This is a genomic window from Bifidobacterium sp. LH_413, from assembly GCF_056357015.1.
On record NZ_JBKEVK010000001.1, the window covers coordinates 1,008,969 to 1,034,579 of the forward strand.

The following is a 25,611-nucleotide window of genomic DNA, read 5'->3' on the forward strand; positions in this document are numbered from 1 at the left end:
TCTCCCTATCGCTCTTTGCGATCCAACGCGGATTGCAGGATCACGACGGCGGATTGTTGGTCCACCACCGGGCGGTGCCTCCGACCGGCGATGTTCGCCTCATGCAGCTGACGATGCGCGCTCACCGTGGTCAGACGCTCGTCCAGCAATTCTACGTCAGGTGTCGCATCGAGGTGTATGTCGCCGTCGGCAATCATACGCTCGATGCGTTTGACGAGATTGGCGGCCCAACGACGCGCCTTTTTGGCGCTTTTTCCTTCATCGCCGTTGAGCAGCAGGGGCAACCCGACGACGACGTGGTCGACCTGTTCGTCCTCGATGACGTAGATCACATCGTCGAGCGCACGGAATGAATCACCGTACGCCTGGATGTTGCCGATGGGGTGTGCGAGGGTGAGCTCCGGGTCGGACAACGCGAGTCCGACCCGGGCGTCACCCAGATCGATACCAAGCCAGGTCAAACGGCTCAGCCCTTCAGCGCCTCGTGTTCGAGAGCGGAGATCGCGTCGTCGATCTTCGACGCGTCGGCACCGCCGCCCTGGGCGAAGTCCGGCTTGCCGCCGCCACCGCCGCCGAGGACCTTGGAGGCGCCGCGCACGAGATCGCCCGCCTTGATGCCGAGCTTGCGCGCCGCCTCGTTCGTGGCGACGGCGACCATCGGCTTGTCGTCGGCGCTCACGCCGGCGAGGGCCACGACGACCGGCGACTCCTCGCCGAGGCGGGAACGCACGTCGAGCACGGTCTTGCGCAGCGCGTCGAACGAGCCGAAGTGGCCGACGTTCTTCGCGGCGACCTTGACGGGGGCCTGGGAGGCCTGCGCGTTCTTCACGAGCTCCGGGACGGCCGCGGCGAGCTGGCTCTCGTACATGGAGGCCAGACGGCGGTCGGATTCCTTGAGCTTGGCGAGCAGCGCGTTGACGCGCTCGGCGAGCTCGTCCGGACGGGCGTTGAGCTTGTCGCTCAGCTGGGAGACGAGCGCGTGCTCGCGGGCGTTGAACTCGTAGGCACCGGCGCCCACCACGGCGTCGACGCGACGCACGCCGGAACCGATGGAGGATTCGGACATGATGTTGATGGCGCCGATCTTGCCGACGTGGTCGACGTGGGTGCCGCCGCACAGTTCGCGGCTCCAGCCGTCCTCGCCGATGGACACGACGCGCACGATGTCGCCGTACTTCTCGCCGAACAGGTGCATCGCGCCGAGCGCGATGGCGTCGTCGAACTTCATCTCCTTGGTGGTGACGACGAGGTTGTCGCGCAGACGGTCGTTGACGCGCTCCTCGACGGCGCTCATCACCTGCTTGGTCGGAGCCTTGGACCACTGGAAGTCGAAGCGCAGACGGTTCGGGGCATCCTCGGAGCCGCGCTGGGTGGCCTGCGGGCCGAGCTCCTCGCGCAGCGCCTTGTGCACCATGTGCGTGGCGGTGTGCGAACGGGCGATGGCGCCGCGGCGGGCCAGGTCGATGCTGGCGTTCACCTGAGTGCCGACGACCAGCGTGCCCTCGGTCAGGCGGCACTGGTGGACGATGAGGTCCTTGATCGGCTTCTGCACGTCATCGACCTCGAGCACGGCGCCGTCGTCGGACAGGATCTCGCCCTGGTCGGCGAGCTGGCCGCCGGCCTCCGCGTAGAACGGGGTGCGGTCGAGCACGACCTCGATGTTGGCCGGTCCGGTGACAGCGGGCACGGAGCCCTTGCCCTCCTGCATGATGCCGAGCACGGTGGCGCGGGCGGACATGTCGGTGTAGCCGAGGAAGTCGATCGGCTTGACGAGCGTCTTCTTGAAGTCGTCGTAGACGGACAGGTCCACGTTGTGGCGCTTCTTCAACGCGTCGGCGCGGGCGCGGCCCTTCTGCTCCGCCATGAGCTCGCGGAACTTGGCCTCGTCGACCTTCACGCCCTGGTCGGCGGCCATCTCGAGCGTGAGCTCGATCGGGAAGCCGTAGGTGTCGTGCAGCTTGAACGCGTCGTCGCCGGAGACGACGGCCTCGGACCTGCCGTCGGCGGAGTCCTTCTTCGCCTTCTTCACGGCGACGTCGAGGATCTCGATGCCGGAGGTGAGGGTGCGGCGGAAGGCGTCCTCCTCGCCGTACGCGGATTCGCTCACCTCGTGGAAGGTCTTGTCGAGCTCCGGGTAGCTGGGCTCCATGGCGGCCTTGGAGGTCGGGAACAGGGTGGGCAGCACCTCGTTCTCGACGCCGAGCACACGCATGGCCTCGATGGTGCGGCGCAGCAGGCGGCGCAGCACGTAGCCGCGGCCGTTGTTGGACGGGCGCACGCCGTCGGACATGATCATGAGCGCGGAGCGCACGTGGTCGGCCACGACGCGGAACTTGACGTCCATCGCCTCGTCCTCGCCGTACTTGCGGCCGGAGAGGCGCTCGGCGGCCTCGATGACGGGGAAGACCTCGTCGGTCTCGTAGATGTTGTTCTTGCCCTGCAGCAGGTAGGCGAGGCGCTCAAGACCAGCACCGGTGTCGATGTTCTTGTTCTCGAGCTCGCCGACGATGTGCAGGTCGGTCTTGGACTTGACGTTGTCGACCTCGTAGTTCTCGAACACGAGGTCCCAGATCTCGATGTAGCGGTTCTCGTCGGCGATCGGGCCGCCCTCCTTGCCGAAGGCGGGGCCGCGGTCCACGTAGATCTCGGAGCAGGGGCCGCCGGGGCCGGGGCCGCCGGTGGTCCAGAAGTTGTCCTCCATGCCCATCTTCTGGATGTGCTCGGGGTCGACGCCCTCGTTGACCCACATGGAGCGGGCCTCCTCGTCGTCGGTGAACGTGGTCATCCACAGCTTCTCCGGGTCGAAGCCGTAGCCGCCCTTGTCCTGCGGGGAGGTGAGCAGCTCCCACGCGTAGTGGATGGCCTCCTCCTTGAAGTAGTCGCCGAAGGAGAAGTTGCCGATCATCTGGAAGAACGTGCCGTGGCGCGTGGTCTTGCCGACCTCGTCGATGTCGAGGGTGCGCACGCACTTCTGGTTGGAGGCCATGCGCTTGTGGGGCGGGGTCTGCTCGCCCATGAGGTACGGGATGAACGGGACCATGCCGGCGATGGTGAACAGCGTGGTCGGGTTCGGTGAGATCAGCGACGCGGAGGGGACGACCATGTGGTCGTGCGCCGCGAAATAGTCGAGGTAGCGCTTCGCGATTTCTGAGGTGCGCATAAGCGGATGGAACTCCTTGTTGTGTGTTTGTGCGGGCATGGGGCCCTATGGGAACGTATCGTCGCCGTAACCGTCCTACATCATGCGTGTGCCGCCCGTACGGCGCGGGCGGCACACGACGCGGGACCGTCTCAGCGGTCTTCGCCGATGTACTGCTTGTTGAGTTCAGCCTCGCGGGCTCGGCGCGTGGCGTTGAACTCGTTGACGAGCCCTTCGAGCGTCTTCATCCCGACATGATCCTGATCGGGGCCGAGCAGGAACTGCCGCGCCGTGTCCGGGGTATTGGCCTTGACGTAGGCCTGGGCCTTGGTGACGGCGATGACTCCGAGCGAGAAGCCGAGGCCGACCCAGAAGATGCGTTTGAACATCACTCCCCCTTGGCCTGGTCGTCGGGGCGCCCGGCGGACTGGCGGACGAGGAAGGACTGCGCGGTGGACTTGAGGGCGTACGCCGCGGAGGCGACCTTGATGACCGGCTTGCCGAGGAACGAGCCGTACAAGTCGGTGAGCGCGCCCACGTTGTTCGCGGTCGTCGAGGCGGCGGCGGAGATCTTGTTGACGTCCTCCAGCGACTTGTTGACCTGCTTGACGGTGGTGACGCCCTCGTCGAGCGCCGGGATGGCGTGCTCGCCCGATTCGCGCACGGTGTCGGCGATCTGGTCGAACAGCTTGCCCAGACGGATCAGCGGATAGATCATGAACCCGGCGAGCACGGCGAACGCTATCGCGGCGACGAGACCGGCGATCTCTCCAACTCCCATATTGCCTCCTAGTACACAGTTACCCGCACAAGACTATCACTTGCCATACGACACGATGGCGATCGCCTCGGCGAACGGCTTGTCCGTATCGAAGTCGACGAGCGTGACGGACCCGTTCGCGGGACGCTCGCTCAGGTCGAGATCGGGGCCGCCGAAGCGGTGCCCGAGGCTCAGCAGCGTGTTGCCGTGCGAGATCTGGAGCACGTGGTCACCGTCCTTGAGATCGGGGTTCGAGGCGATGAGCGCGAACGCCCCTTCGACGCGCTTCCAGTATTCCTCGTCGGATTCCGCATCGTGAAACGGATCGGCCTCCTTGAGGAAATCGCGGGTGGCGGCGAGCCCGAACCTCGCGACGATGTCGTTGTAGTTCTTCGCGCCGTGGGGGCCGCCGGCAGCGGTCCATGCGAGCGACATGTCCTGTCCTTCGAAGTAGCCGTAGCATTGCTCGCGGAAGTGCATGTCGGCGACGAGCTCGGGGCGGCGGTGCCCGGCGGCCTCGTTGATGTCGAGGATTCGTTTCGCGGTGATCTCGGCGCGGGAGGTGTCCGAACAGTAGGCGGCGGCGAAGTCGAGGTCTTCGAGCTTGTGTCCGGCCTTGTCGGCGTCGGCGAGTCCGGATTCGGTCAGGGGGGCGTTGCACCAGCCCTGGAGGCGGTTGTACTTGTTGAACGTGGTCTGTCCGTGGCGGACGAGATGCAGGTGGAGAATCATGGCACCACTCTACAACGGGAAGCGGCGCGAAGGCTCCGGCCGGGGCCGGCGGACGCCACGGCCGCCACGCCGGGGTCCCGGGAACGCGGAAACCCCGCGTCCCTTCCGGGAGGCGCGGGGTTTCGGCGGTATGTCCTTGACTGTATGTGGATACAGAAGTGGGCCCGGATCAGCGGGCGTAGAATTCGACCACGTACTGGATGTTGACCTGCACCGGCACCTCTTCGGCCTCCGGCTTGCGGGTCAGGGTGGCCTTGAGGGAGGCCAGGTTCACATCGAGGTAGCCCGGGACCGCGGGCAGGACGTCGCGGTGGACGCCTTCGGCGGCGATCTGGAACGGGACCATCGTCTGGCTCTTGGCCTTGACCTGGATGGTCTGGCCCGGCTTGACGCGGTAGGACGGGCGGTTCACGATGTTGCCGTCCACGAGGATGTGGCGGTGGGTCACGAACTGGCGGGCCTGGGCGGTGGTGCGGGCGAAGCCGGCACGCAGGACCAGGTTGTCGAGGCGGACCTCGAGATCGGCCAGCATGGCGTTGCCGGTCTGGCCGGCGGTGCGGGTGGCCTTCTCGTAGGAGGCGCGCAGCTGCTTCTCGGACACGCCGTACTGGGCGCGCAGACGCTGCTTCTCGCGCAGACGCACCGCGTAATCGGACTCGGTGCGGCGGCGGGTGCGGCCGTGCTCACCCGGAGCGTACGGGCGCTTCTCGAAGATGCGCTGGGCCTTCGGGGTCAGGGCGATGCCGAGGGCGCGGGACAGGCGCACCTGACGGCGGGAACGCTGAACGTTCGTCATTTTGGTTTGTTCTCTTTCTGTCGTTATCTGAACGGAACGCGATGCGCCTGTGCGGCGCCCCGCGCTGAGTCGGGCCTCTCCAACGCTTCATCGTGATTGCTCACGAGCGGCCGTATCATTCGGATTCTGACGATTCCGGCTGCCGACCCGTTGACGGGCTAAGACTCCAGATGACGTCCGCCTTGCGGCAGACACCAATCGACTAATCTACACCTATGCCCGGGACAACGTTCCGGCGTCCATCCGGTACACCGTGTCGGCGTAGCCAATCGCGTCCGCGTCATGCGTGACCATGAGCACTCCGACGCCGGAATCCGCGCGCTCGCGCAGCAGACGCATGACCGTCGTGGTGCTGTCCGCATCGAGGTCGCCGGTCGGCTCGTCGGCGATGATGAGCTTCGGATCGTTGATGAGGGCGCGGGCGATCGACACGCGGCGCATCTCGCCGCCGGACAGTTCGCGCGGCAGGCATCCCGCGAGATCGTCGACGCCGAGCCGTTCCAGCAGCCGCATCGCGCGGTCGACGAGTGGATCGCGGCCCTCCCCTTCCCCGTCGCCTCGTTCCCCGGACGGCTCCGACCCGGCTTTCCCGTCCGGGAAGAAGGTGGCGGGCAGGATCACGTTATCGAGCACGGGCAGGTTGCCGAGCAGCGTCTGCTCCTGCGTGACGAATCCGATGGTCCGGTTGCGCAGGAGCGACAGCCCGCGGTCGTCGAGGTCGGCGACGCGCGCGCCGTCCACCTCGACGGATCCGCCGGTGGGCCGCACGAGTCCGGCGACCATGTTGATGAGCGTGCTCTTGCCGTTGCCGGAACGCCCGACAATGGCGACGAATCTGCCCGCGTCCAGGTCGAGACTCACATGGCTCACTGCGTCGAACGGCTTGCCACGGCGCGTGAAGGTCCGGGTCAGGTCGTCGATGCGCAGCAGCGGGGTCGCGCCCGGGTCTCGCTTCTCCGTTTCGGCCGTCATGTCAGCGTCCCTCCTTGAGGATGATGTCGGCGTCGCCGCGGGAGATCCTGCCCATGACGGCGAACGACGAGACGACGCCCACCGCCGTGGAGCAGGCGACGGCGAGCAGGGCGAGGCCGATGACCGTCCAGGGCCCGGCCTGCAGGTACGGCAGTTGGAGTCTGCTGCCGATGAGCGCGCTGAACGGCAGGATGCCCAGAGCCCCCAAGGCGACGCCGATCACGCCGCCGGCCGCTCCGATGACGGCGGCCTCCTTCGCGATGACGCCGTTGACCATGCCGCGTGTGGCGCCCATGATGCGCAGCGACGCGAATTCGCGTTTGCGCTCATTGGCGCTGGCCGCGAACACGGCGAGCAGGACGATGACGCCCATCGCCCACAACGCGGCGACGAACGCCGCCATATAGCCGGTCAGCGCGTCCAGCGCGGTCTTCGTCGTCGCGGTCACGCCTCCCGGATACACGTAGCCGAGATCGGCGAACCGCGTGTCGAGCCGTTTGATGTTCGCGGCGACGGTCTGCGGATCGTAGCCGTCCTTCACCTTGATCATCACGGTGGAGACGGCCTTGCCCGCGTATTCCTCGGGCATGACGCGCTTGGAGACCGCGGCGGACGCCTCGACCATGTCGGGCACGGTGCGCTGGTTGATGAACACGGAGTTGTCGAGTCCGGTGCCGGTGTTCGCGAGTTGGGCGACGACCGGCCAGCTGCGTCCGTAGAGTTCGATGGTGCCGTCCGTGGAGACGTTGACGTTCGCCCCGGCGACCATCTGCCCGTCCTCCAACTCGCCTTGGAATTGGGAGGCCACCCATGGCGCGATGACGAAGTCGGTGGCGGGATCGTAGCCGATGATCTGGAGCTTCTCCTCGCAGCATGCGGCGGCGAGCGACGAGATGTAGGTCTGTTCGGTGGCCTGTGCGATGCCGTCGGCGCGTTCGACCTTGCGCGCGATGTCGCGGGTGAAGTAGAACGTGCTGGAGTTCGATCCGATGAGCAGCGCCTCGGCCTGGTTCGCGCTGTTCTGCGGCACGACCATGAGGTCGGCGCCGAGCCGGCGTTCCATGCTGCGCATGCCGTTGCCGAGGTTCATGCCGAGCATGGTTCCGCCGAACAGGGCGACGGCGAGTACGGTGACGACGGCGAGCAGCGCCGTCGTGCGCAGGGGTTTGCGTGCGAGGTTCGCGAGGGGAAGGTCGCGGAGCGTGACGTGCGTGTCCATGGCGTCGCCGTGTCGCGTCGTCACGCGCGGGTGCGGGAGTCGAGCCATGCGCCGGCCGCCGCGAAGGCGATGCCGAGCACGCCGAGCACGATGAGTGTCGGCAGCATGACCATGCGGCAGTGCATCATCGCGCCCGGGCAGACGCCGATGAGGATCGTGGGCACGGCGAGCAGCAGCAGACAGTCGGCGATGACGGCGATGTTGAGGCCCATGCGGGTCTTCGGTCCGGAGAACAAGGCGATGACGCCGAGAACGAGGATCACGACGCCGATGCCGGTGGCGGCCTGCTGCGACCAGTGGCAGGCGCCGAACGCGCCGTGACCCGTGCAGGCGTGGGCGAAGGTTTGCGGCGCGATGGCGGTCAAGGCGCCGATGACGATGGACGGGACGGATGCGATGAGCTTGTTCTTCATGGTTCTCTCTTCCTATGCTGCTGTCCCGTTTGCCGGAACGTCTGGCATTATGCGCAGATGATCCCATGGAACACAAGTCTTGACTGTCGCCCGCCCGTCTGCTACGGAATCAGAGCTTTTCCATGGCCGGGCCGTCGAACGGACTGCCCGGTGGGACGTCCGTAGGCGAGGTGAGCGGCGGCGGCCGCGAAGGGCGCCTATCGGGAAGCCGTCAGAGCTTCTCGATAGGCGCCACGCGCAGCATGAGGCGTTTGACGCCGTCGGTGCCGAAGTCGACGGTGATGACCGAGTTGCGTCCCTTGTCCTGCACGTCGACGACCTTGCCCATGCCGTAGCGGTCGTGGGTGATGCGGTCCCCGATCGCGAAGTCCTTGACGTCGAGGCCGTTGTCCTTCGTCAGCGAGGACGCCGGCACGCCGTGACCCGACGATGCGGCCTTCGGCGTGACACGTCGCGTCGTGACCTTGCCGGAACGCGAGCCGGAACCCGAACCATATGAGCCCGAGCCGTACCGTGAGCCGGAGGAGCCGCCGTACGTGGACGAGCCGTAGGCCGATCCACGCCGCGACGAACCGGACGAGCCGCGCGAGCCGGAACCGTACGAGGAGCCGTACGAGCGCGAGCGCGAGCCCGATCCGTACGACGAACCACCGCCGTACGAACGTGAACCGGAACCGTAGGACGACGAGCCGTAGGAGCCGCCGAACGTCGGTCCGGACGAGGGCATGCCGTCATCCCATCCGCCGAACTCGTCGTCGTCCCAGCTGGAGCGCATGCGTTCGACGCCGGCCTCGCGGCGCTTCCAGTCGATGAGGTTCTCGGGGATCTCGTCGAGGAACTGGCTGGGCATCATGTCCGCCGCCTGGCCCCACTGGGCGCGCACGGCGGCGCGCGTCACGTACAGGCGGCGCTTGGCGCGCGTGATGCCCACGTAGGCGAGACGGCGCTCCTCCTGCAGTTCGCTCGTGTCCTCCATGGAACGCGAATGCGGGAACGTGCCCTGCTCCATGCCCGTCAGGAACACGACCGGGTATTCGAGTCCCTTCGCGGTGTGGAGGGTCATCAGCGTGACCTTGCCGGAATCCTCGTTCTCGCCGGGCAACTGGTCGGAGTCGGCGACGAGCGCCGTGGTCTCGAGGAACCCGGCGAGCGTGGCGTCCGGCGTCTTCTGCTCGAATTCGGCGGCGGTGGACTGCAGCTGGGAGAGGTTCTCGACGCGTGACTCGTCCTGCGGATCGGTGGATTTGCGCAGCTCCTCGAGCAGGCCGGACTTCTCGAGCACTTCGGCGACGATCTCGCTCGGCTTGGTCTCGTTGGCGCGCGCGAACGCGGACAGTCCGCCCATGAGGTCGCGGAACGCGTGCAGCTGCTTGAGCGTGCGGGTGGGGATGCCCTCGATCTCGTCCATGTGCATGAGGCCGGCGAAGAAGCTCGCCCCGTGCGCCCGCGCGTAGTCGAGGATGATGCCTTCGGCGCGCGCGCCGAGACCGCGCTTGGGCACGTTGAGGATGCGCCTGAGGTTCACATCGTCGTCCGGGTTGACGATGGCCTGCAGGTAGGCCATCGCGTCCTTGACCTCGCGGCGCTCGTAGAACTTGGTGCCGCCGACCAGCTGGTAGGGCAGCCCCGCGTTGATGAGCGCCTCCTCGAGGGAGCGGGACTGCGCGTTGGCGCGGTACATGACGGCCATGTCCGAGTACGCGATGGCCTCCTCGGCGTGGAGACGGGCGATCTCGCCGGCGACCCACTGCGCCTCCTGCTGCGCGTTGTCGGCCGCATAGCCGACGATCGGCTCGCCCTTGCCGAGCGCCGTCCACAGCTTCTTCGGCTTGCGCCCCTCGTTGTTGGAGATGACGGCGTTCGCCGCGTCGAGGATGGTCTGCGTGGAACGGTAGTTCTGTTCGAGCATGATGGTCTTCGCGTCGGGGAAGTCCTGCTCGAAGTCCTGGATGTTGCGGATGTCGGCGCCGCGGAACGCGTAGATGGACTGGTCGGAGTCGCCCACCACGGTGATCCACGCCGGCCCCTGGCGGCCGGCGGTCGCCTCATGCGACGGGACGGAAGGCGCGACGGCCTTCCCCTCCCCCGCGTCGACGCCGGCGAGTTCGCGCACGAGCATGTACTGCGCGTGGTTGGTGTCCTGGTACTCGTCGACGAGGATGTAGCGGAAGCGGTGGTGGTAGTACTCGGCGACGTCCGGATGGTCGCGCAGCAGCTCGACGGTGCGCACGATGAGGTCGTCGAAGTCGACGGCGTTGGCGAGCGCGAGCCGGTGCTGGTATTCGGCGTAGACGACCGCGTACAGCGCTTCGATGTCGCCGACGGTGCCGATCTTGTAGCCGCGCTGGCCGGGTTTGAAGTCGGGCGCGTACTGGGCGAGCTGCGTCTGGACGCCGATGAGCTGGTTCTTGTAGTCGGAGATGCGTCCGAGGATGGATCGCGGCGTGTAGCGTTTGACGTCGATGTTGAATTCGGTGGCGATGATCTTGACGAGGCGTTCGGAGTCGGCGGAGTCGTAGATGGAGAATCCGCTGTTGAGCCCGATGGCCTTGCCGTCGCGGCGCAGGATGCGCACGCAGGCGGAGTGGAAGGTGGACACCCACATGCGCTGGGCGACGGGCCCGATGAGCGTTTCGAGGCGTTCGCGCATCTCGGCGGCGGCCTTGTTGGTGAAGGTGATGGCGAGGACCTGGCTGGGCCATGCGCCGAACCGGCTCAGGATCCATGCGATGCGTCGGGTGAGCACGCGGGTCTTGCCCGATCCGGCGCCGGCGCCGATGAGCAGCGCGGGACCGCGGTACTGCACGGCCTGCGATTGCTGCGGATTGAGGTCTCCGACGAGTTCGTCGGCGCTTCTTGCGATGACGTCCGGATCCTGCTGCACGTTGCTCCCTTGTGTCGTCTGATGGGTTCTTCCGGGGGACGCGCTCCCCCTGTTTTCGGCCATCCATGTCTACCACATGCCGTCGTCGTGCGGACGGGGCGTGGAGGTCATGCGCGCGGCGTAGACTGTCGGTTCAATCATCCGTTACCCGTTATTCATCAAAGGGGTTGTATGAAGGAACTCGAGGAGCGCATCCGCAGGGAAGGCACGGTCAAGCCGGGCGACGTGCTGAAGGTGGACGCCTTTCTGAACCACCAGTGCGACGTGACCCTGTTCGACCACATGGGCGCCGCGTGGGCCGAGCATTTCGCGGGAAAGACCATCACGAAGATCCTCACGATCGAGGCGTCGGGCATCGGCATCGCCTGCGTCGCCGCCCGTCATTTCGATGGCGTGCCGGTCGTGTTCGCGAAGAAGGCGCAGTCCATCAACCTTGATGGGGACCAGTACACGACCACCGTCTACTCCTTCACGAAGCAGAAGGAGTTCCCGGTGATCGTCGCGAAGAAGTACCTCAACGCGGGCGACCACGTGCTGCTCATCGACGACTTCCTGGCGAACGGCAAGGCGCTGCGCGGCCTGATCGACCTGTGCGAGTCGGCCGGCGCGGTGGTCGAGGGCATCGGCATCGCGGTGGAGAAGGGCTTCCAAGGCGGCGGCGACAGGCTGCGCGAGGAGGGCTACGACGTGGATTCCCTCGCAATCGTCGAGAGCATGGACGCCGAGACCGGCGACATCGAGTTCCGCCGCTGACCGTACGATGACGATGTGACCACGCCCTCCCCTTGGCCATCCTCGGGGAGGGCCGTTCATGTCGCAAGGAATCAAGAGAGGACATCATGGAAGAGAAGAAGAACGTCGGGAAGGCGGGCATCTCGATGGAGGCGCTGACCTCCCTCGACGCGCCGGTCTCCTTCTGGAAGGGCATTCCGTTCGGCCTGCAGCATGTGATGGCGATGTTCGTCGCGAACCTCGCCCCGATCTTCATCGTCGCCTCGGCGGCGAAGATGAGCGCCGCCCAGTCGGCCGCCGTCATCCAGGCCGGCCTGCTGGTGGCGGGCCTCGGCACCTGCCTGCAGCTGTACGGCGCGTGGCGCATCGGCTCGCGCCTGCCGATGGTGACGGGCATCTCGTTCACGTACGTGGCGGCCGCGGTCGCGATCTGCGCGGACAAGGGCTACGGCGCGGTCGTCGGTGCCGTCATGGTCGGCGGTCTGCTGGAACTGGTGCTCGGCCTGACCGCGAAGTACTGGCGTCGGTTCGTGCCGCCGATTGTCTCGGCGATCGTCGTCACGTCGATCGGTTTCTCGCTGCTCAACGTGGGCGCGACGAGCTTCGGCGGCGGCAGCGGTGCGAAGGACTTCGGCTCGTGGCAGAACCTCACGCTGGGTCTGATCTCGCTGGTCGCCTGCCTCGCGTTCCAGCTGCTGATGAAGGGCACTGCGAAGCAGCTGTCCGTGCTGTTCGGCCTGGTCGTCGGCTATGTGGCGGCCATCTGCATGGGCAAGGTCGATTTCTCCGGCTTCCAGCATCTCGCCATCGTCTCCGTGCCGCAGTTCATGCCGTTCAAGCCGGTGTTCGACTGGGGCGCGATCATCTCCCTCGGCCTGCTGTACGTGGTCTCCTCGGTCGAGGTGCTGGGCGACACGGCCGCCCTCACCAAGGTCGGTCTGAACAGGCTCCCCACGGAGAAGGAGACGGCGGGCGCGATCGCCGGCGACGGTCTCATCTCCTCCGTGTCCGGCCTGTTCGGATGCCTGCCGCTCACCTCGTTCGCGCAGAACATCGGCCTGGTCGCGATGACGAAGGTCGTCAACCGCAAGGTGATTCTCTCCGGCGGCCTGATTCTCGTGGTGGCGAGCTTCGTGCCGGCCATCGCCGAGGTGTTCAACTCGCTGCCGCAGGCGGTGCTCGGCGGCTGCACGATCATGATGTTCGGCAACATCATCCTCTCCGGCTTCCAGATGATCGCGGAGGCGGGCTTCACGCAGCGCAACATCACGATCGCCGCGCTGAGCCTGACGATCGGCATCGGCTTCACGCAGGTGAGCGACATCTTCGACCAGTTCCCGGCGCTGTTCCAGCAGATCTTCGCCTCGAACTGCATCGCGGTCGCATTCGTCGTCGCCGTGATCCTCAACGCCGTGCTGCCGAGCGAGGAGCACTTCCTCTCCGCTCCGAAGGAGCAGGCGGACGCCGAGTGACGACGTTCCGGCCGGTTCCTGAAACGGGACCGGCCGCATGACGAAAGGGCGGGGCCCGAACCGATATGGTTCGGGCCCCGCCCTTTCGCGTACCTGTTGCTTATCCGGGACTCCTCCGGCATGGGTCCGGAGGCCTATGCCTCCTCCGTGTCCGCCACCTGCCGGCGCAGGACGAGGAAGCCGATCGCTCCGGCGAGGATCGACGCGGCGAGGATCGCGGTCTTCGCGACCGCCGCGGTCTGCATGTCGGCGAATGACAGGTTCGTCACGAAGATCGCCATCGTGAAGCCGACGCCGCCGAGGATGGACACGCCGGCGATATGCCCCCACCTGACGCCGTCCGGCAGACCGGACACGCCGAGACGCACGGTCGCCCACGTGGCAAGAAAGATGCCGAGCGGCTTGCCGACGAACAGGCCGAGGAACACGCCGATCGCGACCGGGCTCGTCACGATCTCGCCCACGGACATGCCGTGCAGCACGACGCCCGCGTTCGAGAACGCGAACAGCGGCAGCACGAAGAAGTAGACGAACGTGTGCAGACCGTTCTCCAGACGGATCGTCGGCGGGATGGTGGCGCTGGAGACGCGGCGAATGGACTCCACCTCGCGCAGATACTCCTTCTGCGCGATGTCCGGCTCGCCCGGATCGTAACGGTCCTCGGCGGAACGCACGCGCTTCGCGAACCACGCGCCCACCCGGTCGAGTTTGATCTCGGAGCGCGCCGGGATGGCGAGCGCAAGCATCACGCCGGCTAGCGTGGCGTGCACGCCGGAGAACAGCACGCACACCCACATGACGAATCCGACCGCGAGATAGGGCGGCAGATCGTGGATGTGGAGACGGTTGAACGCGAACAGCACGGCGAGCATGACGAGCGCGGCGATCAGCCACGGCAGATCCAGATCGGACGTGTAGAACAGGGCGATCACGCCGATGGCGATCATGTCGTCGGCGATGGTGAGCGTGGACAGGTAGGCGCGCAGTCCCGCGGGCACGCGGCTGCCGAGCAGGGCGAGCAGACCGAGGCAGAAGGCGATGTCGTTGGCCATGGGCACGCCCCAGCCTCCCGCATGCTCGCCGCCCATGTTGACCGCGAGGTAGACGAGGGCGGGCAGGACGGCGCCGCCGGCCGCGGCGACGATCGGCAGGACGGCCTTGCGCGGTTCGGTGAGCTCGCCGGCGCGCATCTCGTGTTTGATCTCCAGTCCGACCATGAGGAAGAACAGGGCCATGAGGAAATCATTGATGAAGTGTTCGAGGCTGATGTCCGCATGGAGCGGGCCGATGGAGAACGCGAGATGCACGGACTGCCAGAACTCGTTGAAGTACGGCAATGCGGGCGTGTTCTCGATGAGGAACGCGGCGAGCGCGGCGCCGACCATGAGCATGGTGGCTCGCGTCGACGAGTGGGTGAACCGGATGAGGCGGCGTTTGCCCTTGTGTATCCTGACGGCGCCCAGTTCGAGGATACCCTCGTGAATCGGAGGGTGTGAGGTCATGTGAGGCTCCTGACTGCTTGGGGTGAATGGAGTCGGCCGCCCGGCATGACTTGCCATGCCCGTCATGCGCGGCCGCGAGGATTCAACCCATCCACTCTACCGGACTCCCCCAAACATCCCTCAGCCGCCCGCGAAACCGTCCGGTCGCGGACGGACGGGGGAACGTGTCCGATCGCACCGTGGCATGCGGTATGTTGGATGGGCAGGGACACCGTGAGAAAGGCTGTGACGACTATGACCGAGACAACAATCGACGGCGACGCATCCGCATCCGACAAGCCGCGCGTCTACCCGGAGGTGGGCGCGGCGCTGCTCAAGGCGCGCAAGGAGTCGGGGATGACCCAGCAGCAGCTGGCCGACGCGACCGGCGTCTCGCGCATCACCATCCAACGCATCGAACAGGCGCACATCAACCCGTCGTTCAAGACGTTGGAGGCGCTCGCGCACGGCATGGGCCGCACGCTCACCATCAGCTTCGACGCGTGAATTCCGGGTGAACGGCCGACGGCGAACCGACGCACGTGCACCGGACGCCGCCTCGCATACGGCACAATGGTGGCAAGGAGGCCCGCCATGGTCGATGACTACACCGCGAAGATGACCGAACTGATCGGTCTGATGCGTCTGATCGGCAACGACACGCAGCAGTGCGAGGTCAAGGAGTGCGCGCGGCGCATCTCGTCCACGATCACGGACACGCTGTCCGCGTTCTCGAACGGCTCGGGCGGTTGGATCATCCTCGGATTGAGCGAACGCAACGGGTTCACGCCGGTCGAAGGGTTCAACGCGCGCGCCATGCAGGAGGCGCTGAGCCAGGCGTGCGAGAAGATGACGCCGGTCGTGCGCCCGGTGATTGTCACCTGCCCGTTCGAAGGCGCGAACCTCGTGTTCGCCCGCATCGACGAGATGATCCCCCGCGACAAGCCCTGCTTCATCACCGAACGAGGGCCGTACGGCGGCTCCTATATCCGCACCGGCGACGGCGACCGGCATATGACCTCCTACGAGGTGGACCGGCTCATCGAAGAGCACCTGCAACCCACCTACGATCTGGACGTCGTGCCGCGCGCCACGCCCGATGACCTCGACCCCGGTCTCGTCGCGGGGCTGCTGGAGCGGGTCAGACGGCAGCATCCCCACGTGTTCGCCGGTCGCGGCGACACCGACATGCTGCTCGATCTGGAGGTGCTGCGCCATGACGATTCCGATGTCAGGGCGGTGGGCGGCGTGCTGCGACCCACGCTCGCCGGTCTCCTCGCGCTCGGCCGCTACCCGCAGAAATACTATCCGCGTCTGAGCGTCTCCATCGCAGTGTTCCCGGGCACGAGCCGTGACGACGTGTTCCGCGGCGACGAACGACTCGTCGCCTCGCAGACCATCGTCGGGCCGATTCCGGTGATGATCGACGACGCGGTCGACGCGCTCATGCACTGGATCGGCGCGAAGAAGCCCGACTATCCGCCCGTGGCGCTGCGGGAGGCGATCGCGAACGCGCTCACCCACCGCGACTACTCCCCCGACGCCCGCGGCACGCAGGTCAACATCAACGTGTTCACCGACCGCATCGAGATCACGAATCCGGGCGGTCTCTACGGCACGGTGACGCATGACGTGCTCGCCAACCCGCATCCGGTCACGGGCGTGCCGTTCGTCTCCACCCGCAACCAGTTCCTGTTCACCCTGCTTGAATCCACCCCCTATCCGGGCGGCGGCTATGTGAACCCGGAGGGCGGCGACGGATACCAGCGCATCGCCGCCACGTTGCGCGAGGCGGGCATCGAACCGGCGACGACGCGCAATACGATCAACACGTTCACGATGACGATCACCCGGCATCGGACCGCCGTGGCCGGAACGCCCAGCGACATCGCCAAGGCGATCACGGCCGTGCTGGAACGTCATTCGGCGATGAGCATCCGGGAGATCCTGCACGAGCTGCAGCTGACGCCGCTGGCGGTGACCACCGGCATGCGCGAACTGATACGCGAAGGGCGGGTCACCAAGGTGCGTTTCCGCGACGACCCGACCCAACGCTACCGGCTGGCGGGCGCCTGACCCGGCAGGCGTATACGCCGCGTATCATACGGCGCGTGAATCGTACGTCGCGTCACATGAACACGAACCAGGAGGCCGTGTCCCACCAGATGGCGGCCGGCATGTTCATGCCCGAGGCGAACTGCTTGAAGAACAGGAACAGGAAGGCGGCCGCGATTCCGGTGGTGAACCATCCGAAGGTGAGGCGCCGCGTCACGTCCCGCCACGGACCATACCCCGCCCGGTTCGCCGCGCCGTCGACCGCGTAGAGCAGGACGAGCACGGCGGTCATGATCATGAAGCCGAAGTCGATCTCGTAGCGGAAGTCGACGCCGGGGACGCGCGCGTCGATGAGGAACGTCAGCGCGGATGCGGCGAGCGCGCCGACGATGAGACGTGTGGCGGCGACGCGGCGCAGCGCGAACCGCCACACGAGCATCGTGAACAGCAGGAGCGCGAACGGCGCGGCGGTGAACAGCCACCCGCCGAACATGGGGTGTTCGCTCCGCCACGTGGTCAACGGCACGCTCTGCAATTGGACGAACGGGAAATGCGCGGTGAGGTTCGGCGGCTGGAACAGGTATTGGAATACGAACGACAGGTATTGGGTCAACGGCGGATGCGTGTTCGTCATGTCGTATCCGGTGAGGTTGTATTTCGCGCCGAAGTCGGTGAACCTGCCGAACCGCGCCTGGTTGTAGGCGAATTGTGGCAGAAAGACGACCAGGTACGGGACGGCGGCACACGCCCACACGCGGGTCTCATGCGTCAGCGCCCGCGCGTCGTGCAGCCCGCGTGACCAGAGGTCGCGGATCTCGTCGGCGAACAAGGGGATGGCGATGAACGTGGCGAGGATGACCTGCGGCCGGCAGGCGATGGTCAGCGCCATGCACGCCGATCCGGCGGCGAGCAGCGGCAGGTGGTTCTCCAGGCCGCGCAGCTTCGCCTCGATCCACAGCGCGAGGCCGAGCGAGGCGAACGCCACGGCCATCTCCTGCGGGATCTGGTAGAACAGGCCGAGCTGGACGAGCATGGCGATGCCGTTGCCGAACATCATGGCGGTCACGCCGAGCATGGCCGCGCCGAGCGAGACGGAGCGGTGCCGTGCGAGCAGGCGCGCCAGCTGGATGGCGAACAGGGTGGTCGCCGCGGATGCGAGGGCGACGGCGATCGCCACTCCCGCGTTCGTGGGCAGGCGCATGCCGGTGACCGCTTTGAACGGGGCGAACAGGAGCAGCGCGGGGAGCGCGCCGAAATACGAGTAGTACCGGCCATTGTGGAAGGCCACGTCGAAGTAGACGGGCGTGTCCGGACTGTCGAGAGCCGTCATCGTGCGCGCGCGGGTGTCGTACGGGTTGCCCATGGCGGCGAGCGCGTCGTTGACCGGATAGTCGAGCCACGTCCTGCCGTGGAGGATCGCGTCGGCGAGCCGCTGGTACTGGTCGGTCGCCTGATAGGAGGCGAAGAAATCCCAGTACACGGGTTCGGGGCTTTCCTGCGGCGCGGCCATGGCGAACAGGGCGAGCGGCAGGATGCATGAGACCGCGGCGCATACGGCGAGCGGCACGATCGTAGATCGGCGGCGCAAGGCGAGCCGCATGCGGTAGAAGGGCGATGCGGGCCGGAAGGCGATGATGATGAGCGCCATGAGGATCTCGACGACGAGGCGGATGGGGTCGAACCGCATCGGCACGTGCGGGTTGACGGTGATCGTGTTGATCGGGATGACCGCGCCCTTGTCCGTCTGGTAGCGCAGGCGCACGTGCGTGGAGCCGTCGCCGATGCGCTGGTATCGGGAGTGTTCGGCGGACGGCGAATAGCCGACGTCGGCGTTGGCGTCGTACCAGCCGGAGTCGGTCGGCTTCATCGTGGACACCTGCCAGCGCACCGCGTCGTTCTGCCCGGGGCGTTCGGATGCGGCGTGGCCGATGTACAGGTAGTCGATCGGCTCGTCGGAGGAGATGTCGCGCCACGCGTGGTCCGGGTCGGTGACGACGGCGGTGCCGCCGGTTTCGACGACGAGGCCGTTGCCGAAACCCTCGTCGTGCGCCGTCCGCGGCGTCGAGCCGAGCGTCTGCCAGAACGGCAGGTTGAACACGAACAGTTCGAGCGCGACGATCACGGCGAGCGCGACCACGCAGGGTCTCGTCCACGGCGAGAGCCGGGATGCGAAACGTCGGAGATCCGGCATCGGGTTCACCGCGTTCCTCCCTTCGATCCGGAATCGTCCGCCACCGCGCCGGGGACCAGGCTGTCGTCATCGCCGTCCACGGCATCGCCGTCGGCGTCCGTCCACAGGCGGCGGGAGGCCGGCGCGTACGCGATCTCCTTGACGCGTTCCAGCTCGTCCTCCTCGAGCTTGCGCTGGGTGCGCAGCACTTCGGAGACGATGAGCAGCAGCAGGGAGACGACCATCCAGATGAAGAACATGACGCCGAGCAGCAGCGACTGCATGTGGCCGCGTCCCTGTCCGGCGAAGAAGAACGTGAGATAGCGTACGAAGACGACGAGGGCGGCGATGCCGGGCAGGATCGCGGACCACGTGAACACCGAGTGGGCCCGGAACATGAGGAAGCTGCGCACGATCGCGCCGGCGGATTTGCCCATGTGTTCGAAGATGTTGTGGAACAGGCGCGATCTGCGCGTCTTCGGATTGGTGACGATCGGCACGGAGGTGATGGCGATGCGCTTGTATCCGGCCTGGATGATCGTCTCCATGCAGTAGCTGAATTCGGTGACGATGTTGAGTTGGAGAAGCGAACGTTTCGAATAGGCGCGGAAGCCGCTCGCCGCGTCGGGGATGTCCGTTCCGGCGGCACGGTTGACGACCCATGAGCCGAACCGTTGCATGAGCCGTTTGAACGGGCTGAACTCCTTAATTGTGGCGGTCTGCCGGTCTCCGACGACGATGTCGGCCCGGCCTTCGATGATCGGGCGGACGAGGTCGCCGATGCGTTCGGACGGGTACTGGTTGTCGCCGTCCGTGTTGACGACGATGTCGGCGCCGTGCTTCAACGCGTAGTCGACGCCGTCGCGGAACGCCCGCGCCAACCCCATCGTGCCGTTGTGGCGCACGATGTGGCGGATGCCGAGACTCCGCGCGACGGCGACCGTGTCGTCGGTGCATCCGTCGTCGATGATCATCACGTCGAGCCGGTCGACACCGGGGATGCGCCTCGGCATGCGGGCCATGACGAGCGGAAGCGTCTTGGCCTCATTGAGGCAGGGTATCTGGACGAACACATGCATCAGTCGCCATCCTTTCCCTTGGCTAGGGTGTTCCTTGTCGCAATCGCGCGGGTCACGGATCCGTCGGCGTCCTCCGTCCGTTTCGCGAACATCATCGCGATCCCGCGCACGTCGAGGACACCGATCCGCACGAGCACGGCGGCGAACGCGACGTAGACGACCGCGTACACCGCCATGAGCGCGACGAAGTCCGTCACGTGGGCCGTCCGCGAGACCACGGCCATGACGATCCACAACACAGCGTCGCAGCCGATCGCCGCCCACGCGCGACGGCTCATCACGTCGCCGAACCGGCGGCGGACCTCGACGTACGAGACGGCCATGGCCGCGGACGTCGCGACCATGCTGGAAGCGGCGAGCGCCGTGATGCCGCCGTAGCGGGCCGATGCGACGAACAGCGGCACGACCACGGCGAGGGAGACGAGCGACAGCAGGTCGGAGAAGCGCGTATCCCGCTCGGCGTTGAGCGTCATGTTGAGGATCACGGTGACGCCCATGAAGAAGCTCGAGAACGCGAGACACGACAGGGCGGGCGCGGCGGTGGCGTAGGCGGACGAGTAGAACGCGGCGAGCAGGTCGGGGGCGGTGGCGGAGATCGTCGCGGCGATCGGCGCGACGAGCGCGAACACGAGCAGGAACAGGCCGCGGGCCTTGGCGAGCGCCTCGTCGCGCGCGTCCTCGGCGATCAGACGGGAGACGACCGGCAGGATGATCACGGAGAACGCCTGCAGCAGGTAGTACGTGGTCTTGCCGAAGTTCATGGCGCCCGTATAGTATCCGGCCATCCGGTCGGGCAGTTCGGCCTTGACGACGAGCGTGTCGACGCTCAGGACCAGCGACGCCATGATGAAGAACAGGGAGAACGAGAGCGTGCCGTGCGTGGCGTCGCGCCACGGGAACGGCGTGCCGTCGCCGTCGGGCAGCAGGTTCCATGCGGGCAGGAGCATGATGAGGCCGATGATGATGGTCAGGATCATGGCGGTGCAGTAGCCGGCTTCGACGCCGATGACCGGCTCGTGCGGGAACACGAGGATGATGAGCGGGATCGTGCCCAATTTGACGATCGGGTAGAACGTGGAGAGGAACGCGCTGCGGCCGAACCGTTGGAGCCCGTCGTTGATGCCGAGCATGACGACGTACAGTCCGTTGGCCGGCACGAGGAACGCGGCGTAGCGGAAATAGCGGTCCAGCGTTCCGTCGCCGAGCATGAGGCCGAACAGCGGGGCCCCCGCGAAGTCGATGAGGAAGAACACGGCGACGATGGACGCCTGCACGGCGAGCGTGCGCACAATCACCTGACGGCCGTCATGACGGTGGGAGGCGATGTTGCGTGACAGGGATTGCCGGGCTCCGTTGCTGACGAACAGGTATTCGAAGTCGAGCACGGTGATGACCGTGCCGACCACGCCGTAGTCGGCGGGCGAGGCGAATCCGCCGAGGAACCAGTGGATCGCGTATCCGGCGACGAAGAACGCGATGTTGCTGATCAGGTTGAGGACGAGGCCGCGTCTCATGCGTCGGCCCTCCTGACGCTCCGTTCCGTGCCGCGCCTGTCGTTCCACAGCCGTTCCGGCGCAACCATGTCGGCGCGGAGCAGCGCCAGCATCAGCATGACCGTGACGGGCACCCACATCATGTAGCGTGTGGCCGTCGGCTTCAACGGAATCGAGATCGCGTTCGGCAGCAACGAGAGCAGCGACCAGAACAGCGGAATCGCGAACGGCCACCATGCGCGGCGCGGCGACGACTGAGGGAGGGCCGAGGCCCGCTCCCGCAGTCGTCCGGCGCGGCCGATGAGGCGGAAGGCGAGGAACAACGGCAGGATGAACGTCCACATCGCGGTGAACGTGGGAAGGTTCAGGATCGGCGTCGTACGCCATGCGTCCCAGAGCCGGTAGACGGCGGGACGGTCGACGGTGAAGCGGGGCGAGCGTTTCGCCAGAAGGCGGAACGACGGGCTGATTGCGTCGTTGATCTGGAACCACATGGTGTTGCCGATCGCCTCGTCCGCGTGCCGGGACAACCGGTCCAGGGAGATGCCCCGGTTCGTGGTGTTGAGTGGCGTGCGGCGCAGCGAGAACCACCCGGATTCCAAGGCGGCGAACGCGGCGGCGTACGAGTCCGGGTGCCGTGATCCCATGGCGGCCCAGACGCGCAGGTATTCGGGCACGGCCGCGGGGTCGCGCAGCGAATACTGGATGACGGGGTCGGCGAGATACGGGTTGTAGCGTGACGCCATCCGCTCATACGGCACGCGGTTGACCCGGTCGATGATCCGACGTTCCCGGTCGGTCACGTCATGGGGATGGTCGAGCGCGTAGCGTGCGGTCATCTGCATGGGGACGACGAGCAGCTGGTTCGCATCCTCCCCGCGCACGTGAAGCGGGCCGCGCACCATCGCCGGGAACGCCACGACGGAGACGAACGCCACGACGAGCATGCAGGCGAACGCCGCGATCCGCCGGCTGCGACGCGCGCGCAGCAACGGCAGACAGGCCAGGGTAAGGACGACGATAACCAGACCGGTCATCGTGGTGAGCGCGCACAGCGTCGAAACGACGATGAAGCCGATGAGGAAACGCCGCGAATCGAATGCGGCGAGACGCGTGCGCGTCGACTCAGCGACCATGACGAGCCACGGGATGAGCGCCATCATGTGCAACGTGTCCTTCACGATCGACATCGTGAAGATCGGAAACGCGGGGAATACGGCGAAGAACAGCAGCATGCACGTCGAGGCGGCGCGACCGCACCCGATACGGCGCGCGTACAGGCACATGCCGGCCAACTCCATGCCGGTGACGATCACCTGGACGGCGAGATAGCAGGCGAGGCCGGCGCCGTAGCCGCCGAACAGGCTCTCCCCCATCCATGCGGCCGTTCCGAAGACGATGGTGTCCAGCAGAGGATGATGGGCGGACACCGCGCCCGTGGTCCCGTCCGGCGAGACGACGGCGAGGAACTGGACGATCTGATCGCCCGTGTCGTACCATATCGTGCCCGGAGCCATCATCACGATGACCGGCAGCCAGCATACGAGGATAACCGTCGCGCAGACCGCCAGTCTCACAGGTGCGCGGAGCGTGTCGAACCGGTCGAATCCCCCGCGCGCACGGGCGACGAACCGTCTCGCGGGCTCGGGGAGACCGTCGGGCATTCCGACACGCAGTCGGACGGACAACAGCCATTCGCCCGCGGTGAACGCCACGTACAGGACTCCGGCGACCGCGCACATCTCCAGCCAGAAGCCGCCGTCGAGCGGACCGGCCACGGCGCGCACGGCCATACGGTCGGCGAGGGAGATCACCAGACCGCCGGCGGCGCACGACGCGAGCCGCGCCACGGCCGACGGTCCGATACTCCCCAACAACATGGTTACGACGATAGGCGCGCCGGCATGCCGCTACGTTCCATTTGGCCTAAAGTTCATCCAATGCTGGCGCACCGGTAACATCCACCGCGTCGGAACCGGTGTATGCACCGGTGCGTATGCAGCGGTCTACTTGTGGTAGAGGCTCAGACACTCGTACTTCGGTTCGCAGCACACGTTGATGCCGAGCTTGCGGTAGAGCGCCTCGTCGGCGGCGGAGATGATGACCGAGAAGAACGCGTCGCAGCCACGCAATCGCTCCAGTCCGGCGATCACGCGTGCGGCGGTCTCGTCTTCGGCGCTCGTGATGGACAGGGCGATGAGCGTCTCGTCGGAGTGGAGACGACGGTTCACACTGTTGAGATGCTCGGTCTTGAGACGGCAGATTGGTTCGATCGCCTTGTCGTCGATCACCGGCAAATCGGCGTCCACGCCGGTGACGGCCTTCAACGCGTTCATGAGCAGGGCGCTGGCGGCGCCGAGCAGCACACCCGTCTTGCCGGTGACGACGCGTCCGTCGGGCAGTACCATCGCGCCGGCCGGGGCACCGGTCTCCTCCTCGCGGCGCAACGCGGCGGCGCGCGCCGGAGACAGATCCTCGTCCACGCCGGCCTTCTTCATGATGGAACGCAACCGTTCGATCTGCTCCTCACCGGCACCGGTCCGTTTGAAGTTCACGGCGGCGGTGAAGTAGCGGCGCACGATCTCCATGTCCGCGGCTTCACGGCACGCCTCGTCGTCGACGATCGCGTAGCCGGCCATGTTGACGCCCATGTCGGTGGGGCTCTGATACGGGCTCTCCCCCATGATGCGTTCCATCAGCGCCTTGAGCACGGGGAACGCCTCCACGTCGCGGTTGTAGTTGACGGTGGTCTCGCCGTGCGCCTCCAGATGGAACGGGTCGATGATGTTCGCGTCGTCCAGGTCGACGGTGGCCGCCTCATAGGCGATGTTCACCGGATGGTTAAGCGGCAGGTTCCAGATGGGGAACGTCTCGAATTTCGCATAACCGGCTTCGACGCCGCGCTTGTGCTCATGGTAGAGCTGCGACAGGCAGGTGGCGAGCTTGCCCGATCCGGGGCCGGGCGCGGTCACGACGACGAGCGGACGGCTGGTCTCGATGTAGTCGTTGCGCCCGTATCCCTCATCGGAGACGATGCGTTCGATGTCATGCGGATAGCCGGCGATCGGATAGTGCAGGTAGCAGGTGACGCCGAGACGCGCGAGCCGGCGACGGTATGCGTCGGCGGCCGGCTGTCCGGCGTACTGGGTGAGCACCACAGAGCCCACGTAGCAGCCGCGCGAACGGAACACGTCGATGAGCCGCAGCACGTCCTCGTCGTAGGTGATGCCGAGATCGCCGCGTGTCTTTGCCTTCTCGATGTGGTTCGCGTTCACCGCGATGACGATCTCCACGTCGTCGGAGAGGCTCTTCAGCATGCGGAACTTCACGTCCGGCTCGAATCCGGGCAGCACGCGCGACGCATGATGATCGTCGAACAGCTTGCCGCCGAATTCAAGGTAGAGCTTGCCGCCGAAGCGTGCGATGCGCTCCTTGATCCTCGCAGCCTGCAGCTCGATGTACTTGTCGTTGTCGAATCCCTGTCGCATATGCTGTGGCAACCCTTTCGAACGGCGGAACGGCATGGTCCGGCCCTGAAACATGACCACAGCATTATACCGATTCATGCGGCCCGTCACGTCATCGGGAGGGTCGTGGAATGGTTGCGTAGATATGCGTGGACCCCCGGGAGCGTGTGCTCGACCGGGGGTCCTTATCGTATGATGCGGCGGCGTGCTACTCTCCCACACTCTCTCGGGTGCAGTACCATCGCCGTGCCAGGTCTTAGCTTCCGGGTTCGGAATGGGACCGGGCGTCTCTCCTGGGCTATGACCGCCGCAAATCTTCTCTTATCGGGGCGAGGGGTTCTGCCTCCTCGTGTCCCTTGGGCTGGTGGTTTGGGGACCGGATGGTGGACGCTGTTGATCGCTTGGGTTGTGACGTCACGGTTGCTCCGTGTCGCGTGCATTCGCAGAAAGAGGTTGATGCCGTCCCAACAGGGTTGGGATTGTGTGTCGCGCTTCCCCGTTAGTACCGGTCGGCTCCACCCCTCGCGGGGCTTCCACGTCCGGCCTATCGACCACGTGTTCTGCATGGGGGGTCTCAGGAACCGTGGTTCCCTGGGAATACTTATCTTGGAGCGGGCTTCCCGCTTAGATGCTTTCAGCGGTTATCCCTTCCGAACGCAGCCAACCGGCGGTGCCACTGGCGTGACAACCGGCGTACCGGAGGTTCGTCCACCCAGGTCCTCTCGTACTATGGGCAGGTCTCCTCAG

20 protein-coding genes and 2 rRNA genes are annotated in these 25,611 nt (G+C 66.3%); 4 read left to right on the forward strand and 18 right to left on the reverse strand.

The window, feature by feature from the left end; all coding sequences use genetic code 11:
- Positions 1-5: 5 nt before the first annotated feature.
- From ruvX to AC1AYN_RS04235, 10 genes are all read right to left on the reverse strand, one after another.
- Positions 6-461, reverse strand: coding sequence for a Holliday junction resolvase RuvX (ruvX, locus tag AC1AYN_RS04190; RefSeq protein WP_476501595.1), 456 nt, complete (start codon positions 459-461; stop codon positions 6-8).
- Positions 462-466: 5 nt separating this feature from the next.
- Positions 467-3,160: an alanine--tRNA ligase gene (alaS, locus tag AC1AYN_RS04195; RefSeq protein ID WP_476532267.1), complete on the reverse strand. Its 2,694-nt coding sequence runs from the start codon at positions 3,158-3,160 to the stop codon at positions 467-469.
- A 131-nt stretch (positions 3,161-3,291) separates the two neighbouring features.
- Complete coding sequence (locus AC1AYN_RS04200) at positions 3,292-3,528, reverse strand: hypothetical protein (RefSeq protein ID WP_476501593.1); 237 nt, start codon at positions 3,526-3,528, stop codon at positions 3,292-3,294.
- Positions 3,528-3,920 carry a DUF948 domain-containing protein gene (locus AC1AYN_RS04205; RefSeq protein WP_476501592.1) on the reverse strand — a complete coding sequence of 131 codons (393 nt, stop codon included), beginning with the start codon at positions 3,918-3,920 and terminating at the stop codon, positions 3,528-3,530. The genes AC1AYN_RS04200 and AC1AYN_RS04205 overlap by 1 nt, the downstream gene beginning before the upstream one ends.
- A 36-nt stretch (positions 3,921-3,956) precedes the next feature.
- Positions 3,957-4,631, reverse strand: a complete 675-nt coding sequence (locus tag AC1AYN_RS04210; RefSeq protein WP_476501591.1) for a histidine phosphatase family protein — start codon at positions 4,629-4,631, stop codon at positions 3,957-3,959.
- Between the two features lie 169 nt (positions 4,632-4,800).
- On the reverse strand, positions 4,801-5,427 hold the full coding sequence (gene rpsD, locus AC1AYN_RS04215) for a 30S ribosomal protein S4 (RefSeq protein ID WP_101623104.1): 627 nt from the start codon (positions 5,425-5,427) through the stop codon (positions 4,801-4,803).
- Positions 5,428-5,640: 213 nt separating this feature from the next.
- Positions 5,641-6,399, reverse strand: a complete 759-nt coding sequence (locus tag AC1AYN_RS04220; protein ID WP_476532268.1) for an ABC transporter ATP-binding protein — start codon at positions 6,397-6,399, stop codon at positions 5,641-5,643.
- A gap of 1 nt (position 6,400) precedes the next feature.
- Positions 6,401-7,618 (reverse strand): ABC transporter permease, encoded by a 1,218-nt coding sequence (locus AC1AYN_RS04225; protein ID WP_476501589.1) that lies wholly within the window; start codon positions 7,616-7,618, stop codon positions 6,401-6,403.
- Positions 7,619-7,638: 20 nt separating this feature from the next.
- Positions 7,639-8,031 carry a DUF4418 family protein gene (locus AC1AYN_RS04230; protein WP_476532269.1) on the reverse strand — a complete coding sequence of 131 codons (393 nt, stop codon included), beginning with the start codon at positions 8,029-8,031 and terminating at the stop codon, positions 7,639-7,641.
- Positions 8,032-8,242: 211 nt separating this feature from the next.
- On the reverse strand, positions 8,243-10,915 hold the full coding sequence (locus AC1AYN_RS04235) for an ATP-dependent helicase (RefSeq protein ID WP_476532270.1): 2,673 nt from the start codon (positions 10,913-10,915) through the stop codon (positions 8,243-8,245).
- A gap of 171 nt (positions 10,916-11,086) precedes the next feature.
- On the opposite strand from AC1AYN_RS04235, the gene AC1AYN_RS04240 reads away from it, so the two are divergent.
- Complete coding sequence (locus AC1AYN_RS04240; protein ID WP_476501586.1) at positions 11,087-11,668, forward strand: xanthine phosphoribosyltransferase; 582 nt, start codon at positions 11,087-11,089, stop codon at positions 11,666-11,668.
- Positions 11,669-11,754: 86 nt separating this feature from the next.
- The gene (locus AC1AYN_RS04245; RefSeq protein ID WP_101623109.1) at positions 11,755-13,119 is read left to right on the forward strand and encodes a nucleobase:cation symporter-2 family protein; all 1,365 of its coding nucleotides are present in this window, start codon (positions 11,755-11,757) and stop codon (positions 13,117-13,119) included.
- A 134-nt stretch (positions 13,120-13,253) separates the two neighbouring features.
- On the opposite strand, the gene nhaA is transcribed toward AC1AYN_RS04245, so the two are convergent.
- Positions 13,254-14,621, reverse strand: a complete 1,368-nt coding sequence (gene nhaA, locus AC1AYN_RS04250) for a Na+/H+ antiporter NhaA (RefSeq protein WP_476532271.1) — start codon at positions 14,619-14,621, stop codon at positions 13,254-13,256.
- Between the two features lie 234 nt (positions 14,622-14,855).
- On the opposite strand from nhaA, the gene AC1AYN_RS04255 reads away from it, so the two are divergent.
- Complete coding sequence (locus AC1AYN_RS04255; RefSeq protein ID WP_476501584.1) at positions 14,856-15,107, forward strand: helix-turn-helix transcriptional regulator; 252 nt, start codon at positions 14,856-14,858, stop codon at positions 15,105-15,107.
- An 87-nt stretch (positions 15,108-15,194) separates the two neighbouring features.
- Positions 15,195-16,676: an ATP-binding protein gene (locus tag AC1AYN_RS04260; protein WP_476532272.1), complete on the forward strand. Its 1,482-nt coding sequence runs from the start codon at positions 15,195-15,197 to the stop codon at positions 16,674-16,676.
- Between the two features lie 52 nt (positions 16,677-16,728).
- Here AC1AYN_RS04260 and AC1AYN_RS04265 read toward each other — a convergent pair whose 3' ends face one another.
- From AC1AYN_RS04265 to AC1AYN_RS04295, 7 genes are all read right to left on the reverse strand, one after another.
- Positions 16,729-18,846: a hypothetical protein gene (locus AC1AYN_RS04265; protein WP_476532273.1), complete on the reverse strand. Its 2,118-nt coding sequence runs from the start codon at positions 18,844-18,846 to the stop codon at positions 16,729-16,731.
- Positions 18,847-18,851: 5 nt separating this feature from the next.
- On the reverse strand, positions 18,852-19,904 hold the full coding sequence (locus AC1AYN_RS04270; protein ID WP_476532274.1) for a glycosyltransferase family 2 protein: 1,053 nt from the start codon (positions 19,902-19,904) through the stop codon (positions 18,852-18,854).
- The gene (locus tag AC1AYN_RS04275; RefSeq protein WP_476532275.1) at positions 19,904-21,418 is read right to left on the reverse strand and encodes a lipopolysaccharide biosynthesis protein; all 1,515 of its coding nucleotides are present in this window, start codon (positions 21,416-21,418) and stop codon (positions 19,904-19,906) included. The genes AC1AYN_RS04270 and AC1AYN_RS04275 overlap by 1 nt, the downstream gene beginning before the upstream one ends.
- Positions 21,415-23,277, reverse strand: coding sequence for a DUF6020 family protein (locus AC1AYN_RS04280; RefSeq protein WP_476532276.1), 1,863 nt, complete (start codon positions 23,275-23,277; stop codon positions 21,415-21,417). Before AC1AYN_RS04280 ends, AC1AYN_RS04275 begins: the two co-directional genes overlap by 4 nt.
- A gap of 126 nt (positions 23,278-23,403) precedes the next feature.
- On the reverse strand, positions 23,404-24,885 hold the full coding sequence (locus AC1AYN_RS04285; RefSeq protein WP_476532277.1) for a DUF1846 domain-containing protein: 1,482 nt from the start codon (positions 24,883-24,885) through the stop codon (positions 23,404-23,406).
- A gap of 174 nt (positions 24,886-25,059) precedes the next feature.
- Positions 25,060-25,176 (reverse strand): 5S ribosomal RNA (gene rrf, locus AC1AYN_RS04290).
- 167 nt (positions 25,177-25,343) lie between these two features.
- Positions 25,344-25,611 (reverse strand): 23S ribosomal RNA (locus AC1AYN_RS04295); the annotation flags it as partial.